Here is a 16,317-nt window from a genome sequence, read left to right on the forward strand (position 1 = left end):
CGCCGCCCTCAGCCGGCATGAGGGCACACACACGGCACCGGCGACCCGAACAACCAACTCCAGCGGACGTCCTGCCATACGCACGCCCCCGACAGCCCCAGCGACCCGCTCCACCAAGCGCCCGGGACCTGCGTGCGCCGCCCTCAGCCGGCATGAGGGCACACACACGGCACCGGCGACCCGAACAACCAACTCCAGCGGACGTCCTGCCATACGCACGCCCCCGACAGCCCGAGCGCCCCGCTCCACCAAGCGCCCGGGCCGGGCGCTCGGCGTCACCTCCAGCGGACTCACGGCGTCGGCCGCGCGAGAACCCGCCGCCAGCGGAGGTCCAGGGTCCGCGCGCGCCGACGACGGCCGCCGCCCGGCCACGCGCGCAGCACCGGCCGCCCGGGCGGCCGGCTCCAGCAGACGCGCGGGCGAGCACGGCGACCGGCGTTCAGCGGCGTACGCACGAACTCGTGCCAACGGCGGGGGCCGGCCGGGCCGTCGGTGACTGGCGGTGCCGGTTTCGGCAGGCGGCCCGGGCGGGCCTACCGCGTCGGATCCCGCACGCGTCCCGGGCATGCTCAGTGGCGGGTACGGGCGTTCTGGTGACGCCGTGTCAGCCACAGGGTGCCCGCCGCGCCGGCCAGCAGGACCGTTCCGCCAAGGGTGCCGAGGGCGATGGCCGAGTCCTCGGGCCCGGTCTGCGGGAGCCCGGCGCCGGTGCCGGAGCCCGGGCCGGAGCCGCCACCCTGGGCGGAGCCGGTGCTGCCGCCGCCGCTCGCGGCCTTGACGTCGAGCGTCAGGGACGGGCCCGGATCATTGGTCGGGGTGCAGGTGGTCGTCGTACCGAGCGCCTTGATGGTGAGCACACCGGCGGTGAAGGTGACCTCGCCGCTCTTCTTCGGCGTGTACGTCCCGCTGAGGTCGTTGATCTTGATCGGGGTGTTGGCCGGTATGGCGGCGTCGTTGGCGGGGCCGGTCACCGTCAGGCTGCCGCTGTCCGCGCCGCCCAGGGCGATCGTGGCGCTCGGGGTCATCGCGCCCTTGCCCAGCTCGACCGGGCTGGAGGAGACGCCCTTCTGCCAGGACATGGTGACCTTGTAGCCGTCGCCGTCCTCGACGCCCTTGATGTCGATGGGCGAGACGGCGCTCTTGTCGCCGATCGGCGTCTTGCACTGGTAGTTGACGTCGACGACCTCGGCCCGGGCCACGGGGGCGGCCATCAGCACCACCGAGCCGGCCAGGGCCGCGGCGGACGCGAGCGCGACGGTTCGATTCCGGTACGGCACGGCGCCACTCCCCTTCCTGTTTCCTGACGGCGTATCAGATCGGGCCGTCAAGGTACGCCCGGGGCCTTGAGGAAGGAAGACACAGCACGCCCCGGATCCGTGGCGATCCGGCGCGCGGCGAGTGACGTACGAGGGGATGTACGGCGGGGAATCCGTGGGGACCGGCGGACGGTCCCGGTCAGGCAGGCGCGCCCAGTTCCGCCCACACCGTCTTGCCGACGACCCCCGGCGTGCGGACCACGCCCCAGTCCAGGCACAGCCGCTGGACGATGAACATGCCGTGACCGCCCGGACGCCCCGCCCGGTGCGGATTACGGGGAGCGGGCTGCCCGGTGCCCCGGTCGGCGACCTCCAGCCGGATCACCTTGTTGTCGCAGGTGATCCGGAGCTGGTCCGGCCCCTCGGCGTGCAGGCAGGCATTGGTGACCAGCTCGGAGACGACGAGCAGCACATCCTCGGCGGCGGCCCGCTGGTCGGCGGCGGCGGCGGGCAGCCAGCCCCACGCGTACAGCGCCTGGCGGGTGAAGTCGCGGGCCAGCGGGACGACACCGCTCTCCCCCTCGAAGCTCAGCCGGCGCACCTGCCGGCCCCCCGGCGGCGCCACGGCTCCGGACGGCGCGCCCACGCCCTCGCCGGACGCAGTGGCCGCCGGTACGCCACCCTCGGACACCCCGGAAGCGCCGCTGGGCTCCGGCCCGCGGTCGCCCGGCGGGTAAGGCCGGGTGGTGCTCATCAGCGCTTCACCTCACCGATTCACCAGTTCACGATTCACAAGATTCTGTACACAGTCAGTCACGCGGTGCGCGGCATATCGGTTTCGCGGTGCCCCCGCCACCCCGGCAGCCAACAGGTTCAGGATGTCTCCTGCCCTGGCGTCCCGGGGGAACACCCCCGGATTCGGCACGAAAGGCGTGACGGACATAGGACGTCGGTCACAGGGGGAAGGCCAAGGCTCGGCGCGCCGACGCACCGCCGCTCAGCTCGACTCGTCGGCCAGGGCCGCCTCGAGCGTGTCGTGGACGGTGAAGACCGCGTCCGCGCCCGTGATCTCGAATACGCGCGCCACCACCGGCTGCATCCCGGCGAGAGTCACACCGCCACCGGCGGCCTCCGCCTTCAGCCGAGCACCGAGGAGCACATTGAGCCCCGTGGAGTCGCAGAACTCCAGGCGCGCGCAGTCGATGACCAGGCGCTTGAATCCCTTGGCGAGGCAGTCCTCGAGTGGCTCACGCAACAAATCGGCGGTGTGGTGATCCAACTCACCCGCCGGAGTCACGACGGCACTAGAGCCCTCTTCCCGCACCTCCACCAGAAGCCGGCCAGACTGTGCGCTGCCGACCGTCCCGCGGTCCATGCCGTCTCTCTCTCCTGACGTCGAGGCTGCTTGCTGACGCCCTCGAACACTACGCCTTCCTGACGTGCTTCGACACCCGAACAACTACACACAAACGGACATATGCCCACAGAACGCACTTGCGGTCGGCTCGGGAAAGCGGGTAGGCCTAGTAAGGACACGTACCCGACACACGGCCGGCTTTGGAGGCGCCGCACACCGCAGTGCACGTAATTGGCTCCGGCAGCCTTATGCCGAGAACGATGGAGGACATCATGTCACCCCGGCTCGACGCATCGCGTACCCAGAAAGCGACGTCGACACCCCCTCCGGAACATCTGGATCCCATCGAGCAGGACGAGACGCTCGTCACACAGGACGACGTTCTCGCCGGACTTCCGGACATCCCCCCGTACGAGCAGGTCGGCGCGGTCGACGCACGGGCTCTGTCCAAGACCCTCTTCGAGCGCCTCGAAGCGCTGGAGGAAGGCACGCACGAGTACTCGTACGTCCGCAACACGCTTGTCGAACTGAATCTCGCGCTGGTCAAGTTCGCCGCTTCCCGGTTCCGCTCCCGCAGCGAGCCGATGGAGGACATCATCCAGGTCGGCACCATCGGCCTGATCAAGGCGATCGACCGGTTCGAACTCTCCCGGGGCGTCGAGTTCCCCACGTTCGCCATGCCGACCATCGTCGGCGAGATCAAGCGCTTCTTCCGCGACACCTCGTGGTCCGTGCGCGTCCCGCGGCGGCTCCAGGAGCTCCGGCTCGACCTGGCCAAGGCCGGTGACGAGCTGGCGCAGAAGCTGGACCGCGCCCCGACGGTGACGGAACTGGCCGAGCGCCTGGGCCTGTCCAAGGACGAGGTCGTCGAGGGCATGGCCGCGTCGAACGCCTACACCGCCTCCTCGCTGGACGCCCAGCCGGAGGAGGACGACTCCGAGGGCGCCCTCGCGGACCGCATCGGCTACGAGGACCACGGACTCGAAGGCATCGAGTACGTCGAGTCGTTGAAGCCGCTGATCGCCGAACTGCCCCCGCGCGACCGGAAGATCCTGTCGCTGCGGTTCGTCGCGGGTCTCACGCAGTCGGAGATCGGCGAGGAACTGGGCATCTCTCAGATGCACGTGTCGCGGCTGCTGTCGCGGACGCTGGTACGGCTCCGCAAGGGGCTGACCGTCGAGGAGTGATCCTCATGTGATCCCAGTCGGGTGACGTGTCCCCCGGGGGCGGACCGAACGGTCCGCCCCCGGGCGCGTGACACCTCTGGTCCGCGGCGTCTTTTCAGGAGTCGAGGAACAGCGCCGCCGTCGGCAGCAGCGGGGCCGTCAGGCTCAGTAGCCAGTAGGTGTGCGGAGCGAGGGTCGTCCTGCGCCGCAGCGGCATGTTGGCGAGCCACCAGACCAGGCCGTACAGCGTGACGACGGGGACCACGATCACGAGCCAGAGGGCCATGCCGTCGTTCTCGGTGGGTTCCCGCGTGGTCCAGCCGGCCGCGGCGAGCGGCCCGTTCGCCGCGAGGTACCACAGCAGCCAGAACGGCACCACGCCCGGTATTCCGAGCAGCAGGTTCACCGCGAGCGGTGCCGACCAGTGCCTCGTCATCCGTCCCGCTCTCCGTGGGTGATCAGAGAACCCTTTCGCCGCGCCGCCAGACTCCCCTGACCAGCGGGACGCCGGGGCGGTAGGCCAGGTGGACGTGGCTCGGGGCGTCGAGGAGGGCCAGGTCGGCGTAGGCGCCCGGGGTGATGCGGCCGATGTCGGTGCGCCGCAGGGCCGCCGCACCGCCCGCCGTGGCCGACCATACGGCCTCGTCCGGGGTCATGCCCATGTCCCGTACGGCGAGCGCGACGCAGAACGGGACGGACGAGGTGAAGGACGAGCCCGGGTTGCAGTCGGTGGACAGGGCCACGGTGACGCCCGCGTCGAGGAGACGGCGGGCGTCCGGCCACTCGGCCCGCGTGGAGAACTCCGCACCGGGCAGCAGGGTGGCGACCGTGTCGCCGCTCGCGAGCGCGTCGACGTCCGCGTCGGTCAGGTGGGTGCAGTGGTCGGCGCTGGCGGCGTCCAGCTCGACGGCCAGCTGGACGCCCGGGCCGTAGGAGAGCTGGTTGGCGTGGATACGGGGGTGCAGGCCCTTGGCCCTGCCCGCGGTGAGGATCGCGCGGGCCTGGTCGCCGTCGAAGGCGCCCTTCTCGCAGAAGACGTCGATCCAGCGGGCGTACGGGGCGCAGGCGTCGAGCATCTCGCCGGTGGCGAGGGCGACGTAGCCGGCCGGGTCCTCGGCGAACTCGGGGGCGACGATGTGGGCGCCGAGGTAGGTGACCTCGTCGGTGTGGGCGGCGGCGATGCGCAGGGCGCGGGCCTCGTGGTGGGCGGTGAGGCCGTAGCCGGACTTGGTCTCGAAGGTGGTGGTGCCCTGGCGGAGGGCCTCTTCGAGGTAACGGGTGACGTTGGCCTCGAGTTCCTCGTCGCTCGCGGCGCGGGTGGCGGCGACGGTCGTGCGGATGCCGCCCGCGCTGTAGGGCCGCCCCGACATGCGGGCGTTGAACTCCTGCGTGCGGTCACCCGCGAAGACGAGGTGCGAGTGGGAGTCGACGAAGCCCGGGACGACCGCCCGGCCGCCCGCGTCGACCCGATTGTCAGTGGCGGGTGCTTTGCTTTGATCACCGGTCCACACGACGCGGTCGCCTTCGATGACGACGGCCGCGTCCTGGACCAGTCCGAGGGGGGATTCGTCACCGAGGGAGGGGTCGTTGGTGACCAGGCTGGCGATGTTCGTGATGAGCGTGCTTGCGGTGCTCGCGGAGTGGGCGGGGCTGACGGTCGTCGCGTTGCTCATGGCGTCCTTGGTGGCCTGGTCGGCGGTGGGGTCGGGTTCGGGGACGGAGGCAGGCGCGGGCCGTGCGGGTGGACGGCCCGCTGCCGTCATCCGCGCAGGGCTTCGACGGCGTCCGCGAGGGCTCGTGGCACATCCGGTACGAGGGAGTGGACCCCGTCCCGTACGACATGCCGACCACCCACGACCGTGTGCGACACGTCCGCTGCCGACGCGGCGAATACGGCCGTCTCGGCCCCGAGCCGCGGGAGCGGCCCTGCCGTCCTGACCGAGTCGAGCGCGATGGTGGTGAAGTCGGCGAGCGCCCCGGCCTCCAGGACGCCCGCGTCCTCCCAGCCGAGGGCCGCGTGCCCGTCGGCCGAGGCCGCCCGCAGCAGGGCCGCGGCCGTCCAGTGACCTCGGGTTCGGGTGCGCAGCCGCTCGTTCAGCTCCAGGGCGCGCGCCTCCTCCAGCAGGTCGATCACCGCGTGGCTGTCGGAGCCGAGGGAGAGCGGGGAGCCCTCGTTCTGCAGGGCGGCGGCGGGCCCGATGCCGTCGGCCAGGTCCCGCTCGGTGGTGGGGCACATGCAGGTGCCGGTGCCGCTGCCGCCGACGAGGGAGACGTCCTCGGCGGTGAGGTGGGTGTTGTGGACGCCGGTCGTGCGCGGCCCGAGGACACCGTGCAGGGCGAGCAGTTGCGTCGGGGTGCACCCGTGGATCTCCAGGCAGGCCTCGTTCTCGGCGGTCTGCTCCGACAGGTGCACATGCAGCGGGGCCCGCCGTTCCTCGGCCCACCTCGCGACGCTCGCCAGCTGGTCGGCGGGCACGGCCCGTACGGAGTGGATCGCCGCTCCGATCCGTGCGTGATCCCGTTCCTTGAGAACTGAACAGCGTTCGGCCCAGGCGTCCGCCGTGCCGTCGGAGAAGCGGAGCTGCTGGGCGGAGGGCGGCTGCCCGAAGCCGGAGGAGAGGTAGGCGGTGTCGAGGAGGGTGATGCGGATCCCGGCTTCGGCGGCGGCCGCGATCAGGGCCTCGCCCATCGCGTTGGGGTCGGCGTAGGGGACGCCGCCGGGGGCGTGGTGGACGTAGTGGAACTCGCCGACCGCCGTGATGCCGGCCAGGGCCATCTCGGAGTACACGGCGCGGGCCAGGGCGTGGTAGGTGTCCGGGGTGAGCCGGGCGGCCGTGGCGTACATGACCTCGCGCCAGGTCCAGAAAGTCCCGGAGCCGACCTGGGCGGTGCCGCGCAGGGCCCGGTGGAAGGCGTGGCTGTGGGCGTTGGCGAGGCCGGGGAGGGTGAGGCCGCGCAGGGCCTCGGCGCCGGGGGGCGGGGTGGTGACCTCGGTCCGGACGGTGGTGATGCGGCCGTCGTGGACGTCGAGCGCGACGCCCGGCTCGACATGCGTGCCGAGCCAGGCGTGTTCCAGCCAGTAGGTCCGTGTGGCCGCTGTCGTCACCTGCACGCCAGTCCCTCCAGTACGTCTGCGAGTGCGAGTACCCCGGCCACGCAGTCGTCCTCACTCGCGGACTCGGCCGGGGAGTGGGAGACGCCGGTGGGGTTGCGCACGAACAGCATGGCGGTCGGGATGCTCCCGGACAGGATCCCGGCGTCGTGTCCGGCGCCGGTGCCGAGGACGGGGACCGTGAGGCCGGTGTCCTTGCCGAGGATGCGGGCGAGTTCGTCGCGCAGGGCGTGGTCGAACTCGACGACGGGGGTGAACGACTCGCGGACGACGTCGAGGTCGATGCCGTGCGCGTCCGCGTACTGCCGGGCCGCCTTCTCGACACCGCCCACCACGGCGTCGAGGCTCATCTGGTCCTCGGCACGCGAATCGAGCCAGCCGCGCACGAGGGAGGGGATGGCGTTGACGCCGTTCGGCTCTACGGCGATCTTGCCGAAGGTGGCGACGGCACCCGCGAGTTCGGCCTCGTGGCGGGCGGCGAGGACGGTCTCGGCGTAGGACAGCATGGGGTCGCGCCGGTCGGCGAGCCGGGTGGTACCGGCGTGGTTGGCCTCGCCCCGGAAGTCGAACCGCCAGCGGCCGTGCGGCCAGATCGCGCTGGCGATGCCGACCCGGTCGCCGGACAGGTCCAGGGCCCGGCCCTGCTCGACGTGGAGTTCGACGAAGGCGCCGAGCCGGGCGAGCCGTTCGGGGTCGGGCCCGATGGCCTCGGGGTCGTATCCGGCGGCCTCCATGGCGCGCGGCAGGCTCACTCCGTCACCGTCGGTCAGCTTGTGGGCGCTGTCGACGGTGAGCTGTCCGGCGGTGAGCCGGGATCCGACGCAGGCGAGCCCGAACCGGGCGCCCTCCTCGTCACCGAAGTTCACGATGACGAGGGGGCGGGTGAACCGCGCGCCTCGGCGGCGCAGTTCGTCCAGCGCGGCGAAGGCCGAAACCACGCCGAGGGGCCCGTCGAAGGCCCCGCCGTCCGGTACGGAGTCGAGATGCGACCCGGTGACGACGGCGTCCCCGGCGGCGGGGTCGCCGAGCCAGGCCCACTGGTTGCCGTTCCGGTCGGTCTCGTAGGTGAGCCCGCGCGCCTCGGCCTGGTCCTTGAACCAGGCCCGGCAGTCGAGATCGGCCCCGGTCCAGGCGAAGCGACGGTAGCCGCCGGAGGCGGAGTCGCGGCCGATCGGCAGCAGCTCCGCCCACATGCCGTGGAAGGTCACGCGTCGTCACCCTCACGCATCGGCACCCGCACGCCCCGCTCCCCCGCCACCGACTCCGCGATGTCGTACCCGGCGTCGACATGCCGGATGACGCCCATGCCGGGGTCGTTGGTGAGGACGCGGCGGATCTTCTCACCGGCCAGTGCCGTGCCGTCGGCGACCGTCACCTGCCCGGCGTGGATGGAGCGGCCCATGCCGACCCCGCCGCCGTGGTGCAGGGACACCCAGGACGCTCCGGACGCCACGTTCACCATCGCGTTGAGCAGCGGCCAGTCGGCGATCGCGTCGGACCCGTCGAGCATGGCCTCGGTCTCGCGGTAGGGGGAGGCGACGGATCCGCAGTCGAGGTGGTCGCGGCCGATGACGACCGGCGCGGCCAGCTCCCCGCTGGCGACCATGTCGTTGAACCGCTCGCCGGCCTTGTCCCGTTCGCCGTAGCCGAGCCAGCAGATGCGGGCGGGCAGGCCCTGGAAGTGGACGCGTTCGCCGGCCATCTTGATCCAGCGGGCCAGGGACTCGTTCTCGGGGAAGAGGTCGAGGATCGCCTTGTCGGTCTTGGCGATGTCGGCCGGGTCGCCGGACAGCGCGGCCCAGCGGAAGGGGCCCTTGCCCTCGCAGAACAGCGGGCGGATGTAGGCGGGGACGAAGCCGGGGAAGGCGAAGGCCCGGTCGTATCCGGCGAGCTGGGCCTCGCCTCGGATGGAGTTGCCGTAGTCGAAGACCTCGGCGCCGGCGTCCATGAAACCGACCATGGCCTCGACGTGCGTGGCCATGGACTCGCGGGCCCGGGTGGTGAAGCCGGCCGGGTCCTTCGCGGCGGCGTCGGCCATGTCCTCGAAGGCGACGCCGGCCGGCAGGTAGGCCAGCGGGTCGTGGGCGGAGGTCTGGTCGGTGACGATGTCGATCGGGGCGCCCTCGGCGAGCATCCGCGGGAGCAGCTCGGCGGCATTGCCCAGCAGGCCGATGGACAGCGGCTTGCGCTGGTCGCGGGCCTCGGTGGCCAGCTGCAGCGCGTGGGCGAGGCTGTCGGCCTTCACGTCCAGGTAACGGTGCTCGATACGCCGCTCGATGGCGCGCGGGTCGCAGTCGACGCAGATGGCGACGCCGTCGTTCATCGTCACGGCGAGCGGCTGGGCGCCGCCCATGCCGCCGAGACCGGCGGTGAGGGTGATGGTCCCCGCGAGGGTGCCGCCGAACTTCTTCGCCGCGACGGCGGCGAAGGTCTCGTAGGTGCCCTGGAGGATGCCCTGGGTGCCGATGTAGATCCAGGAGCCGGCCGTCATCTGCCCGTACATGGTCAGGCCGAGGGCCTCCAGGCGGCGGAACTCCTCCCAGTTCGCCCAGTCGCCGACGAGGTTGGAGTTGGCGATGAGGACGCGCGGGGCCCACTCATGGGTCTGCATGACGCCGACCGGGCGGCCGGACTGGACCAGCATCGTCTCGTCCTGCTTGAGCGTCCTCAGGGTGCGGACCATCGCGTCGAAGGAGCGCCAGTCGCGGGCCGCCTTGCCGGTGCCGCCGTAGACGACGAGCTTGTCGGGGTGCTCGGCGACCTCCGGGTCGAGGTTGTTCTGCAGCATCCGCAGGGCGGCTTCCTGCTGCCATCCCAGGGCGCTCGGTTCCGTGCCACGCGGTGCTCGGACGGCGCGGGGTCCTGACATGGTCTGCCTCCCGGGGACTGTTGTAGCGTCTATTCACATCCTGGCTCCCTGAATAGAGCTAGTCAATACGTGGGGAGGTCGGCGCGGCGCTGCCCCGGATGTTTGGCTGGATCCATGGATGACGACATGCGGGCAGGCGATTCCGGCGCCGGGCGGGCGGCCCGGCGGGACGAGGCGGTGCGGGCGGCCGTGGAGCAGGGACTGGTCGGGGCCGGCAGCCCCGTGGTCGGGCTGCTGGACATCACCGGCATCCGGGAGTCGGCGGCGGAGCTGCGGGCGGCGTTCGACGCGGTCGTGGCACCGGGCACGCCCGTGCTGCACGCCTTCGCGGTGAAGGCGACCCCACTGGTGCCGGTGCTGCGGCTGCTGCGCGAGGAGGGCATCGGGGCGGAGGTGGCGAGCCCGGGTGAGCTCGCGCTGGCACGGGCGGCGGGGCTGGGTCCGGAGATGACGGTCCTGGACTCACCCGCCAAGACACCGGCCGAGCTGCGCGAGGCGCTGGCGCTGGGCATCGCCGTCAACGCGGACAATCCGCAGGAGCTGGACCGCATCGACGGCCTCATGCGCGCCGGCGGCAGTCGCTCCCCGCTTGGGATCCGGGTGAATCCGCAGGTCGGCGGGGGTTCCATCGGGGCGACCTCGACGGCCACGCCGACGTCGAAGTTCGGGGTGGCGCTGCGCGACGAGGGGGCCCGGGAGTGGGTCGTGCGGGCGTACCAGGACCGCCCGTGGCTGACCCGGCTGCACGCGCACACCGGGTCCCAGGGCATCCCGCTGTCGCTGCTGGCCCGGGGTGTGGCGGAGGTGTACGCGCTCGCCGAGGAGATCAACGGGCGGATCGGGCGGCGGCAGATCGACACGCTCGACATCGGCGGCGGGCTGCCGGTGAACTTCGCGTCGGAGGCGACGACGCCGACGTACGCGCAGTACGCGCGGATGCTGGCCGAGGAGGTGCCGGGGCTGTTCGACGGGCGGTACGGGCTGGTCACCGAGTTCGGGCGGTCGCTCTTGGCCAAGCACGGCACGGTGGTGGCGCGGGTCGAGTACGCGAAGTCCTCCGGCGGGCGGGCGGTCGCGGTGACGCATGCCGGTGTGCAGGTCGCCACGCGGACGGTGTACGCGCCGGAGAGCTGGCCGTTGAGGATCGCGGCGTATGACGCGAAGGGGCGGGTGAAGGAGGGGCCCGTCGTGGTGCAGGACGTCGCGGGGCCGGCCTGCTTCTCGGGGGATCTGCTGGCGGAGGGGCGGTCCATGCCGGTGCTGGAGCAGGGGGAGTATGCGGCTGCGCTGGATACGGGGGCGTATTACTTCGCGCATCACTATGGGTACAACTCGCTGGCCCGGCCGGGGGTTTACGGGTTCGGGCCCGGTGGGGACGGGGGTGTGGTCTTCGCGGTCGTGCGGGAGGCGCAGACGGTGGAGGAGGTTGTGGCGGAGTCCGGCGGGGCGCATGTGGAGGCGCTGTTGGGTGGCCAGGCGCCGTGGGGGCTTCCGTAGTTTCCGTCGCGCGGGTGCGCTGTGGCTGGTCGCGCCCACGCGGCGGAGCCGCATGTTCAACACAGCCCCGCGCCCCTGAAAGCAGGGCATGCGCCCCGGGCCCGCTACACGAGTGCCGGTGACTTCCTTCTCGCCCCGCCCGGGGCCGCGTCGCCCGCCGCGATGCCCGTGCTGCGGTACGCCTTGACCGGCTTGCCCGCCGGGCGTCCCACGCCCGCGCGCAGCCAGTCCACCCGGACCCACAGCAACGCCTCGCCGGCCCGCTCCCGGCGGCCCAGCCACGCCGCCTTGAGCCACAGGCCCGCTCCGCAGCCGGCCAGGAGCAGGCCGCCGGTGGCCGGGACGGCGAAGGCGGTGGCCAGGGCCGTGAGGAAGGCGAGGAGGAGCCACCAGCGGTGGTGGCGGCGCCAGTTGCGTACCGTCACCGCGCGGTCCTGGAGCACGTCGTGCTTGCCGGCGCGGGACGCGGAGGCGGCCAGGGCGGTGTAGCGCTTGCGGCGTCCGCAGGCCACCGCCGCCGTCGCCAGGACGAACAGCGCCGCCCCGGCCAGGACGCCGATGCGGCGGCCGGTCAGTCCCGGTGCGAGGACGCCGATGCCCGCGGCGCACATGCCCAGCCACCACAGCGGTGCGGCCCCCGCCCGTACGACGACGGCGACCCGAGCCAGTCCCTGTCCATGGCCGTGTCCCCGTCCCTGTCCTCCGCGCGTCACGTTAAGCCTCCGTCGGTCTCCGAAGCGCCTGAAGGGTGGTGCAGGAGACGCACGTTAGCGAGGCAACGTGAGACACGCATGAGAGGACGATGCCCCTGCCGTCAGTCCACGAACAGCCCCCGCGCCGCCGCCTTCGCGTCGAACTCCTCCAGGCGGGACTGGGCCTCGGGCAGGTCGTCGCACATCGCCTCCAGCAGGACCCGGCCGAGCAGCATCGGGGCGCAGGCGGTGTCGAAGGCCAGGCCGGTGCCGACCGCGGCGGGGAGCAGCAGGTCGGACACCTTGGCGACCGGTGCGAAGGCGGAGTCGGCGACCGTGACGACGGTCAGCCCGGCCTCCTTGGCGTGGGCGAGGGTGTCGACGACCTCGCGGGGGTGCCGGGGCAGCGCGAAACAGAGCAGTGCGCTCGCACCGGCCCGGACGGCGGCGTCGACGCGGTCCTGGACCATCGTGCCGCCCTCGTTGAGCAGCCGTACGTCGGGATGGACCTTGGCGGCGAAGTAGGCGAAGCCGTGCGCCTGTGCGGCCGCCGCCCGCAGGCCGAGGACGGGGAGCGGGCGGGAGGCCGCGAGGAGGCGCCCGGCCCGCCGCACGGGCCCGGTGTCGGCCAGGGCCTCCGCGAGGTGCCGCAGGTTCTCGATCTCGGCCTCGACGGCCTGCTGGTACTCGTTGACGGACCCGGCGTCCGCCGCGGGTTCGGCCGGGGCGACCTCGCGCAGATGACGGCGCAGGGCCGGGTAGCCGTCGAAGCCCAGGGCCACGGCGAAGCGGGTCACGGACGGCTGGCTGACCCCGGCCAGTTCGGCGAGCTCCACGCTCGACAGGAACGGCACGTCGGCGGCCCGCCGCACCATGCTGTGCGCGATACGCCGCTGGGTCGGCGTCAGCCGGTGCCCCTCGAAGAGCGCCTGGAGCCGCGCGGCAGGGCTGTCGGTCACGCTCATGACGTGCTTCCCCCTCGCCTATTCAGTAGCTGAGGATTCTGCATGAGCATATGCAGACCGGCAAGCCGGACCGGCTCTCAGGGCACGGCACGGCCCGCGGGGCTGGGGTGTTCCGGCTCGTCCGGACAGCCCGGAACCGGGCCGGGCGTCGCGGGCGCCGTCAGATGCTCCTGGAGCAGCAGATGGCTGAACTCGTAGTGGGCCCCCGACTGCCGCAGCACCCCCCGCCGGTGGGCCTCGGCGAGGAATCGCATGAGCCGCCACGGCGCCCGGCCGGTCAGGGCCAGCCAGATGCGGGCCGCGCCCATCCGCCCCCAGGCGCTCAGCGCGAGCGCGTGGGTGCCGACCTGCACCCACACCTCGGTGTGCATGGTGCCCAGCGTGCTGCCGCGCCCCGCCGCCGAGATCAGCAGCACACAGGCCCCGCCCGAGAGGAGGGCGGCGAACGCGCTGCGTCCGAAGGTGGCGGCGCGATCGGTGCGCAGGGCGTTGCGCGGACTGGCGGCGCGGATCGTGTCGGAGGGGGTGTTCAGGGCGTGGTAGATCCCGGAGGCGCAGCCGCCGATGGCGCCGACGAGGATGCCGAACCCCAGGTAGGGCCCCACGGCGTCGCGCAGGACGGACCGGGCAGAGCGGTGCACGAGCCACACCTTGGCGTCGTGGGGCAGGGCGACGACCAGGTTGTGGGCGTCGACGGTCCGGCCCCGCCACCCGCCGGGCTCGCCCTTCCAGGCGATCGCCCACCGGTCGTCCTTCCGCTGGATCGACGGACGCCCCGTGAACGCGCCGAGCTTGTCGTCGTACGAGATCCGGGCACCGTCGTTCACGACGAACGGGTCGCGGAGCCCCGTACGCCGGACCAGCAGGATCCTCTGCGGACGCGTCGCGCGGACGGAGCGGCGGCCGTCGTCGGCCTCCTGGAGCCGCCACCCGTCGAGCACGGCGCCCTGCGGCCGGCGCTCGGCGGAGCGGATCTCGTACGTGGCGAAGACGCTGGTGACGCAGCCGACGACGACTCCGGCGGCGACGCTGATGAGCATGCAGGCGACGAAACCCCGCAGCAGTCCCTTCCGGAAGGCGCGCAGGACGACGGCCGGGCTCGTGTACTGCCCCGCCGCCCGTTCGCCGCGCCGCACCCCCGCGAGGAGGACCAGCAGTCCGGTCACCCCGCAGGTCGCGGCCGGGAGCACCTCCCCGACGCAGCCGTAGAGCACGAGTCCGGCCAGGACGACCGCCCCGCCCAGCACGCGTACCGCCCGGGGGCCGTCCGGACTCGACGCCCACGGCAGACCCAGCGGCAGAGGCCGCCGGGGCAGGCCGGCGACGGCGAACATCATCGCCAGGGCGAGGCCGAGACAGCAGCCGTTGAGGAACCAGGCGGGCCTCGGGGTGAGCACCGCGCCGAGCCGCGAGCTGACGAGCGGCGGTACGAGCAGGCCCAGCGGCACCGCGATCACCACGGCGGCGGCGGTCATCCTCACCGCCATGCGCCCCAGGTGGGCAAGCCCTTGGGGAGCCCGGGCCGTGGCGGGCATGAGCAGGACCATTCCGCAGCACAGGCCCGTGTAGATGCCCATGAGGTTGACCACCGCCGACAGCGGGCTGTCCCAGTTGGCGATCACACCACCGCCGTACACCGCGAGCGGGACCAGCAGCGTCGCGGTGGCGAGGAGCGCCAGGAGCGCCGGGCCGAGCACACGCAGCGCGGGCGGCATCGCGGCGGGCAACTCCCACCAGGCCAGCCGCCAGACATCGGCCGCGCGCACACCACCTGCCGCACCGGCGGCGCCCGCTGTGCCGACACCGCCCGCCGAGCCAGCGCCGTCCGCCGGGCCGACGCCACCTGTCGCACCAACGCCGCCCACCGCGCCGGCACCACCCGTCGTACCGGCACCATCCCCCGCGCCGGCACCACCCGTCGTACCGGCGCCGCCCGCCGCACCGCTCGCCGTTCCGCCGGTCACCGCTGCCCGGCCCTGCGCGCCCGTCGTGACCGGCGCCCCCGTCCTGCCCTGCGCCGCGATGCCGCCGTCGTCGGAGGGGCGGTGGCCGGGAAGCTGGCGGGCCAGGCGGCGCAGCCAGCGGTCGGCTTGCTCCGGGCGCCAGGGGCTTGCCGAATCGGCGAAGGCGGCCGGGACGAAGGCCTCCAGCAGATGCCTCTCGATCTCCCCGGCCGTGGGGAAGCGCACCTCGTCGTTGAGTTCGGACGGGTCGCGGGAGGTGTCGCCGTACACCGTGCGGGCCAGTGTCACCATCAGCGGCGACCGGAGGACGGCGGCCAGCGCCGCGGAAGGCGTGTCGAGGACGGCGGTCCAGGCGGTGGCGGGCCTGTCGCCCGGGCCGGTGTCGCCGCTCGATCGTGTCGTGCGCTCCAGGTAGTCCCGGGCGGCGGCCCGCTCCAGCGGCCGCAGTTCCACGACCTCCGCGGCCGTCAGCACGTCCGCGCCGCGCACCGCGCTCTCCCAGACCGCCGTACGACAGGTCAGCAGGACGGGCAGCCGGTCGTCGAGCTCGGCGTTCAGCAGGCGCAGCGCGTCCGGGTGCGCCCCGGCCGGCAGTTCGTCGAAGCCGTCGAGCACCGGCAGGACGAGGCCGGCGTCCAGCAGCTCGGCCGCCAGCGTGCGCTCGCCCCGGACCGCGCCCAGCGGCCGGTACTCGGCGGCCAGCCGCTCGGCCAGCCAGGCGCGCAGGCCCGCGGACCGGGGGTCCCAGTCGGCCAGGGCGAACAGCACCGGGACAGGGTCGCCGGGCTGCCGGGCGTCGATCGCGCCGAGGAGGAACTCGACGGCCAGGACGGTCTTGCCCGCCCCTGGTTCGCCCAGCACGACCAGGCGGTGGGACGGCAGGCCCTGGAACGTCTCGACGATCCGGGCCAGCCGCTGGTCCCCGTCGCGGGGCGCGGGCAGCGGCAGCCCGCGCCGGATGTTGCGCGCATGGTCGGCGAGCGGAGGTCCGACGCGCCTGAAGTGGACGTCCAGCGGAGCGGGGTCCTGCAACCGTCGCCGCCGGGCCTCCACGGCCCACTGGTCCCGCATCGCCTCGGCCAGTTCGTCCGCTGCCCGCTGCCGCCGCCCGGGGCCGGACGGCCCCGCCTCGGCCGGCTCACGCAGCAGGTCGGCCGCGAAGGCGCACGCGGACACGAGCGCCGAGATCGCCGAGATCCACATGGACGTCCGGTCGGGCCCCTCCCCCCTCGCCAGAACGACGGTCAGCGCCACCAGCCCCGCGGCCACCACCCCCAGTCCCGCGCGCCGCTGCACCCGTGCGTCCCGCAGTGCCGTCCACATCCGGCCGCCCCCCGTCGGGTCCCGATTCCGCTCCGCCGTCGTGGGAGGAACGAGGCGGCGGCGACCGGCGTACCGGGGGCCGCGGCGGCGCACGGAGGCATGGGCGAGGCATGACA

The 16,317-nt window shown here is 73.2% G+C and carries 13 protein-coding genes; 2 read left to right on the plus strand and 11 right to left on the minus strand.

Annotated features, from left to right (window positions below; genetic code table 11):
• Nucleotides 1–569 precede the first annotated feature (569 nt).
• From ACFZBT_RS29560 to ACFZBT_RS29570, 3 genes are all read right to left on the minus strand, one after another.
• Complete coding sequence (locus tag ACFZBT_RS29560) at nucleotides 570–1,277, minus strand: LPXTG cell wall anchor domain-containing protein (RefSeq protein ID WP_391109735.1); 708 nt, start codon at nucleotides 1,275–1,277, stop codon at nucleotides 570–572.
• Between the two features lie 178 nt (nucleotides 1,278–1,455).
• On the minus strand, nucleotides 1,456–2,010 hold the full coding sequence (locus ACFZBT_RS29565) for an ATP-binding protein (RefSeq protein WP_391109738.1): 555 nt from the start codon (nucleotides 2,008–2,010) through the stop codon (nucleotides 1,456–1,458).
• Nucleotides 2,011–2,253: 243 nt separating this feature from the next.
• Nucleotides 2,254–2,631 carry an STAS domain-containing protein gene (locus ACFZBT_RS29570; protein WP_189726744.1) on the minus strand — a complete coding sequence of 126 codons (378 nt, stop codon included), beginning with the start codon at nucleotides 2,629–2,631 and terminating at the stop codon, nucleotides 2,254–2,256.
• Nucleotides 2,632–2,873: 242 nt separating this feature from the next.
• Between ACFZBT_RS29570 and ACFZBT_RS29575 the strand changes: the two genes are divergently transcribed.
• A complete protein-coding gene (locus ACFZBT_RS29575; RefSeq protein ID WP_184598226.1) occupies nucleotides 2,874–3,800 on the plus strand; it encodes an RNA polymerase sigma factor SigF in 927 nt (308 codons plus the stop codon).
• Nucleotides 3,801–3,894: 94 nt separating this feature from the next.
• Here the strand turns inward: ACFZBT_RS29575 and ACFZBT_RS29580 are convergent, their stop codons facing one another.
• The 5 genes from ACFZBT_RS29580 to hutU are packed head-to-tail and all read right to left on the minus strand — an operon-like array spanning nucleotide 3,895 to nucleotide 9,760.
• Complete coding sequence (locus ACFZBT_RS29580; protein WP_391109742.1) at nucleotides 3,895–4,215, minus strand: hypothetical protein; 321 nt, start codon at nucleotides 4,213–4,215, stop codon at nucleotides 3,895–3,897.
• Nucleotides 4,216–4,237: 22 nt separating this feature from the next.
• Nucleotides 4,238–5,542, minus strand: coding sequence for an imidazolonepropionase (gene hutI / locus ACFZBT_RS29585; protein ID WP_391109745.1), 1,305 nt, complete (start codon nucleotides 5,540–5,542; stop codon nucleotides 4,238–4,240).
• Nucleotides 5,539–6,891: a formimidoylglutamate deiminase gene (locus tag ACFZBT_RS29590; RefSeq protein WP_391109748.1), complete on the minus strand. Its 1,353-nt coding sequence runs from the start codon at nucleotides 6,889–6,891 to the stop codon at nucleotides 5,539–5,541. Before ACFZBT_RS29590 ends, hutI begins: the two co-directional genes overlap by 4 nt.
• Complete coding sequence (locus ACFZBT_RS29595) at nucleotides 6,882–8,099, minus strand: allantoate amidohydrolase (protein ID WP_391109751.1); 1,218 nt, start codon at nucleotides 8,097–8,099, stop codon at nucleotides 6,882–6,884. Before ACFZBT_RS29595 ends, ACFZBT_RS29590 begins: the two co-directional genes overlap by 10 nt.
• A complete protein-coding gene (gene hutU, locus ACFZBT_RS29600) occupies nucleotides 8,096–9,760 on the minus strand; it encodes a urocanate hydratase (RefSeq protein WP_391109754.1) in 1,665 nt (554 codons plus the stop codon). Before hutU ends, ACFZBT_RS29595 begins: the two co-directional genes overlap by 4 nt.
• 114 nt (nucleotides 9,761–9,874) lie before the next feature.
• Between hutU and ACFZBT_RS29605 the strand changes: the two genes are divergently transcribed.
• Nucleotides 9,875–11,257 carry a diaminopimelate decarboxylase gene (locus ACFZBT_RS29605; RefSeq protein WP_391109757.1) on the plus strand — a complete coding sequence of 461 codons (1,383 nt, stop codon included), beginning with the start codon at nucleotides 9,875–9,877 and terminating at the stop codon, nucleotides 11,255–11,257.
• Between the two features lie 104 nt (nucleotides 11,258–11,361).
• Here ACFZBT_RS29605 and ACFZBT_RS29610 read toward each other — a convergent pair whose 3' ends face one another.
• From ACFZBT_RS29610 to ACFZBT_RS29620, 3 genes are all read right to left on the minus strand, one after another.
• Complete coding sequence (locus ACFZBT_RS29610; protein WP_391109760.1) at nucleotides 11,362–11,970, minus strand: hypothetical protein; 609 nt, start codon at nucleotides 11,968–11,970, stop codon at nucleotides 11,362–11,364.
• 101 nt (nucleotides 11,971–12,071) lie between these two features.
• Nucleotides 12,072–12,914 carry a MurR/RpiR family transcriptional regulator gene (locus ACFZBT_RS29615; protein ID WP_391109763.1) on the minus strand — a complete coding sequence of 281 codons (843 nt, stop codon included), beginning with the start codon at nucleotides 12,912–12,914 and terminating at the stop codon, nucleotides 12,072–12,074.
• Nucleotides 12,915–12,991: 77 nt separating this feature from the next.
• Nucleotides 12,992–16,201, minus strand: a complete 3,210-nt coding sequence (locus ACFZBT_RS29620) for an NACHT domain-containing protein (RefSeq protein WP_391109766.1) — start codon at nucleotides 16,199–16,201, stop codon at nucleotides 12,992–12,994.
• Nucleotides 16,202–16,317 lie beyond the last annotated feature (116 nt).

The organism is Streptomyces sp. NPDC008137 (assembly GCF_042957035.1).
Lineage (GTDB): Bacteria > Actinomycetota > Actinomycetes > Streptomycetales > Streptomycetaceae > Streptomyces.

What these genes read in the sequence shown, in the direction of transcription:
- ACFZBT_RS29565 (WP_391109738.1), bottom strand. Translation starts at nt 2,010, where the DNA reads ATGAGCACCACCCGGCCTTACCCGCCGGGCGACCGCGGGCCGGAGCCC.
- ACFZBT_RS29570 (WP_189726744.1), bottom strand. Translation starts at nt 2,631, where the DNA reads ATGGACCGCGGGACGGTCGGCAGCGCACAGTCTGGCCGGCTTCTGGTG.
- ACFZBT_RS29575 (WP_184598226.1), top strand. Translation starts at nt 2,874, where the DNA reads ATGGAGGACATCATGTCACCCCGGCTCGACGCATCGCGTACCCAGAAA.
- ACFZBT_RS29580 (WP_391109742.1), bottom strand. Translation starts at nt 4,215, where the DNA reads ATGACGAGGCACTGGTCGGCACCGCTCGCGGTGAACCTGCTGCTCGGA.
- hutI (WP_391109745.1), bottom strand. Translation starts at nt 5,542, where the DNA reads ATGACGGCAGCGGGCCGTCCACCCGCACGGCCCGCGCCTGCCTCCGTC.
- hutU (WP_391109754.1), bottom strand. Translation starts at nt 9,760, where the DNA reads ATGTCAGGACCCCGCGCCGTCCGAGCACCGCGTGGCACGGAACCGAGC.
- ACFZBT_RS29605 (WP_391109757.1), top strand. Translation starts at nt 9,875, where the DNA reads ATGGATGACGACATGCGGGCAGGCGATTCCGGCGCCGGGCGGGCGGCC.
- ACFZBT_RS29615 (WP_391109763.1), bottom strand. Translation starts at nt 12,914, where the DNA reads ATGAGCGTGACCGACAGCCCTGCCGCGCGGCTCCAGGCGCTCTTCGAG.
- ACFZBT_RS29620 (WP_391109766.1), bottom strand. Translation starts at nt 16,201, where the DNA reads ATGTGGACGGCACTGCGGGACGCACGGGTGCAGCGGCGCGCGGGACTG.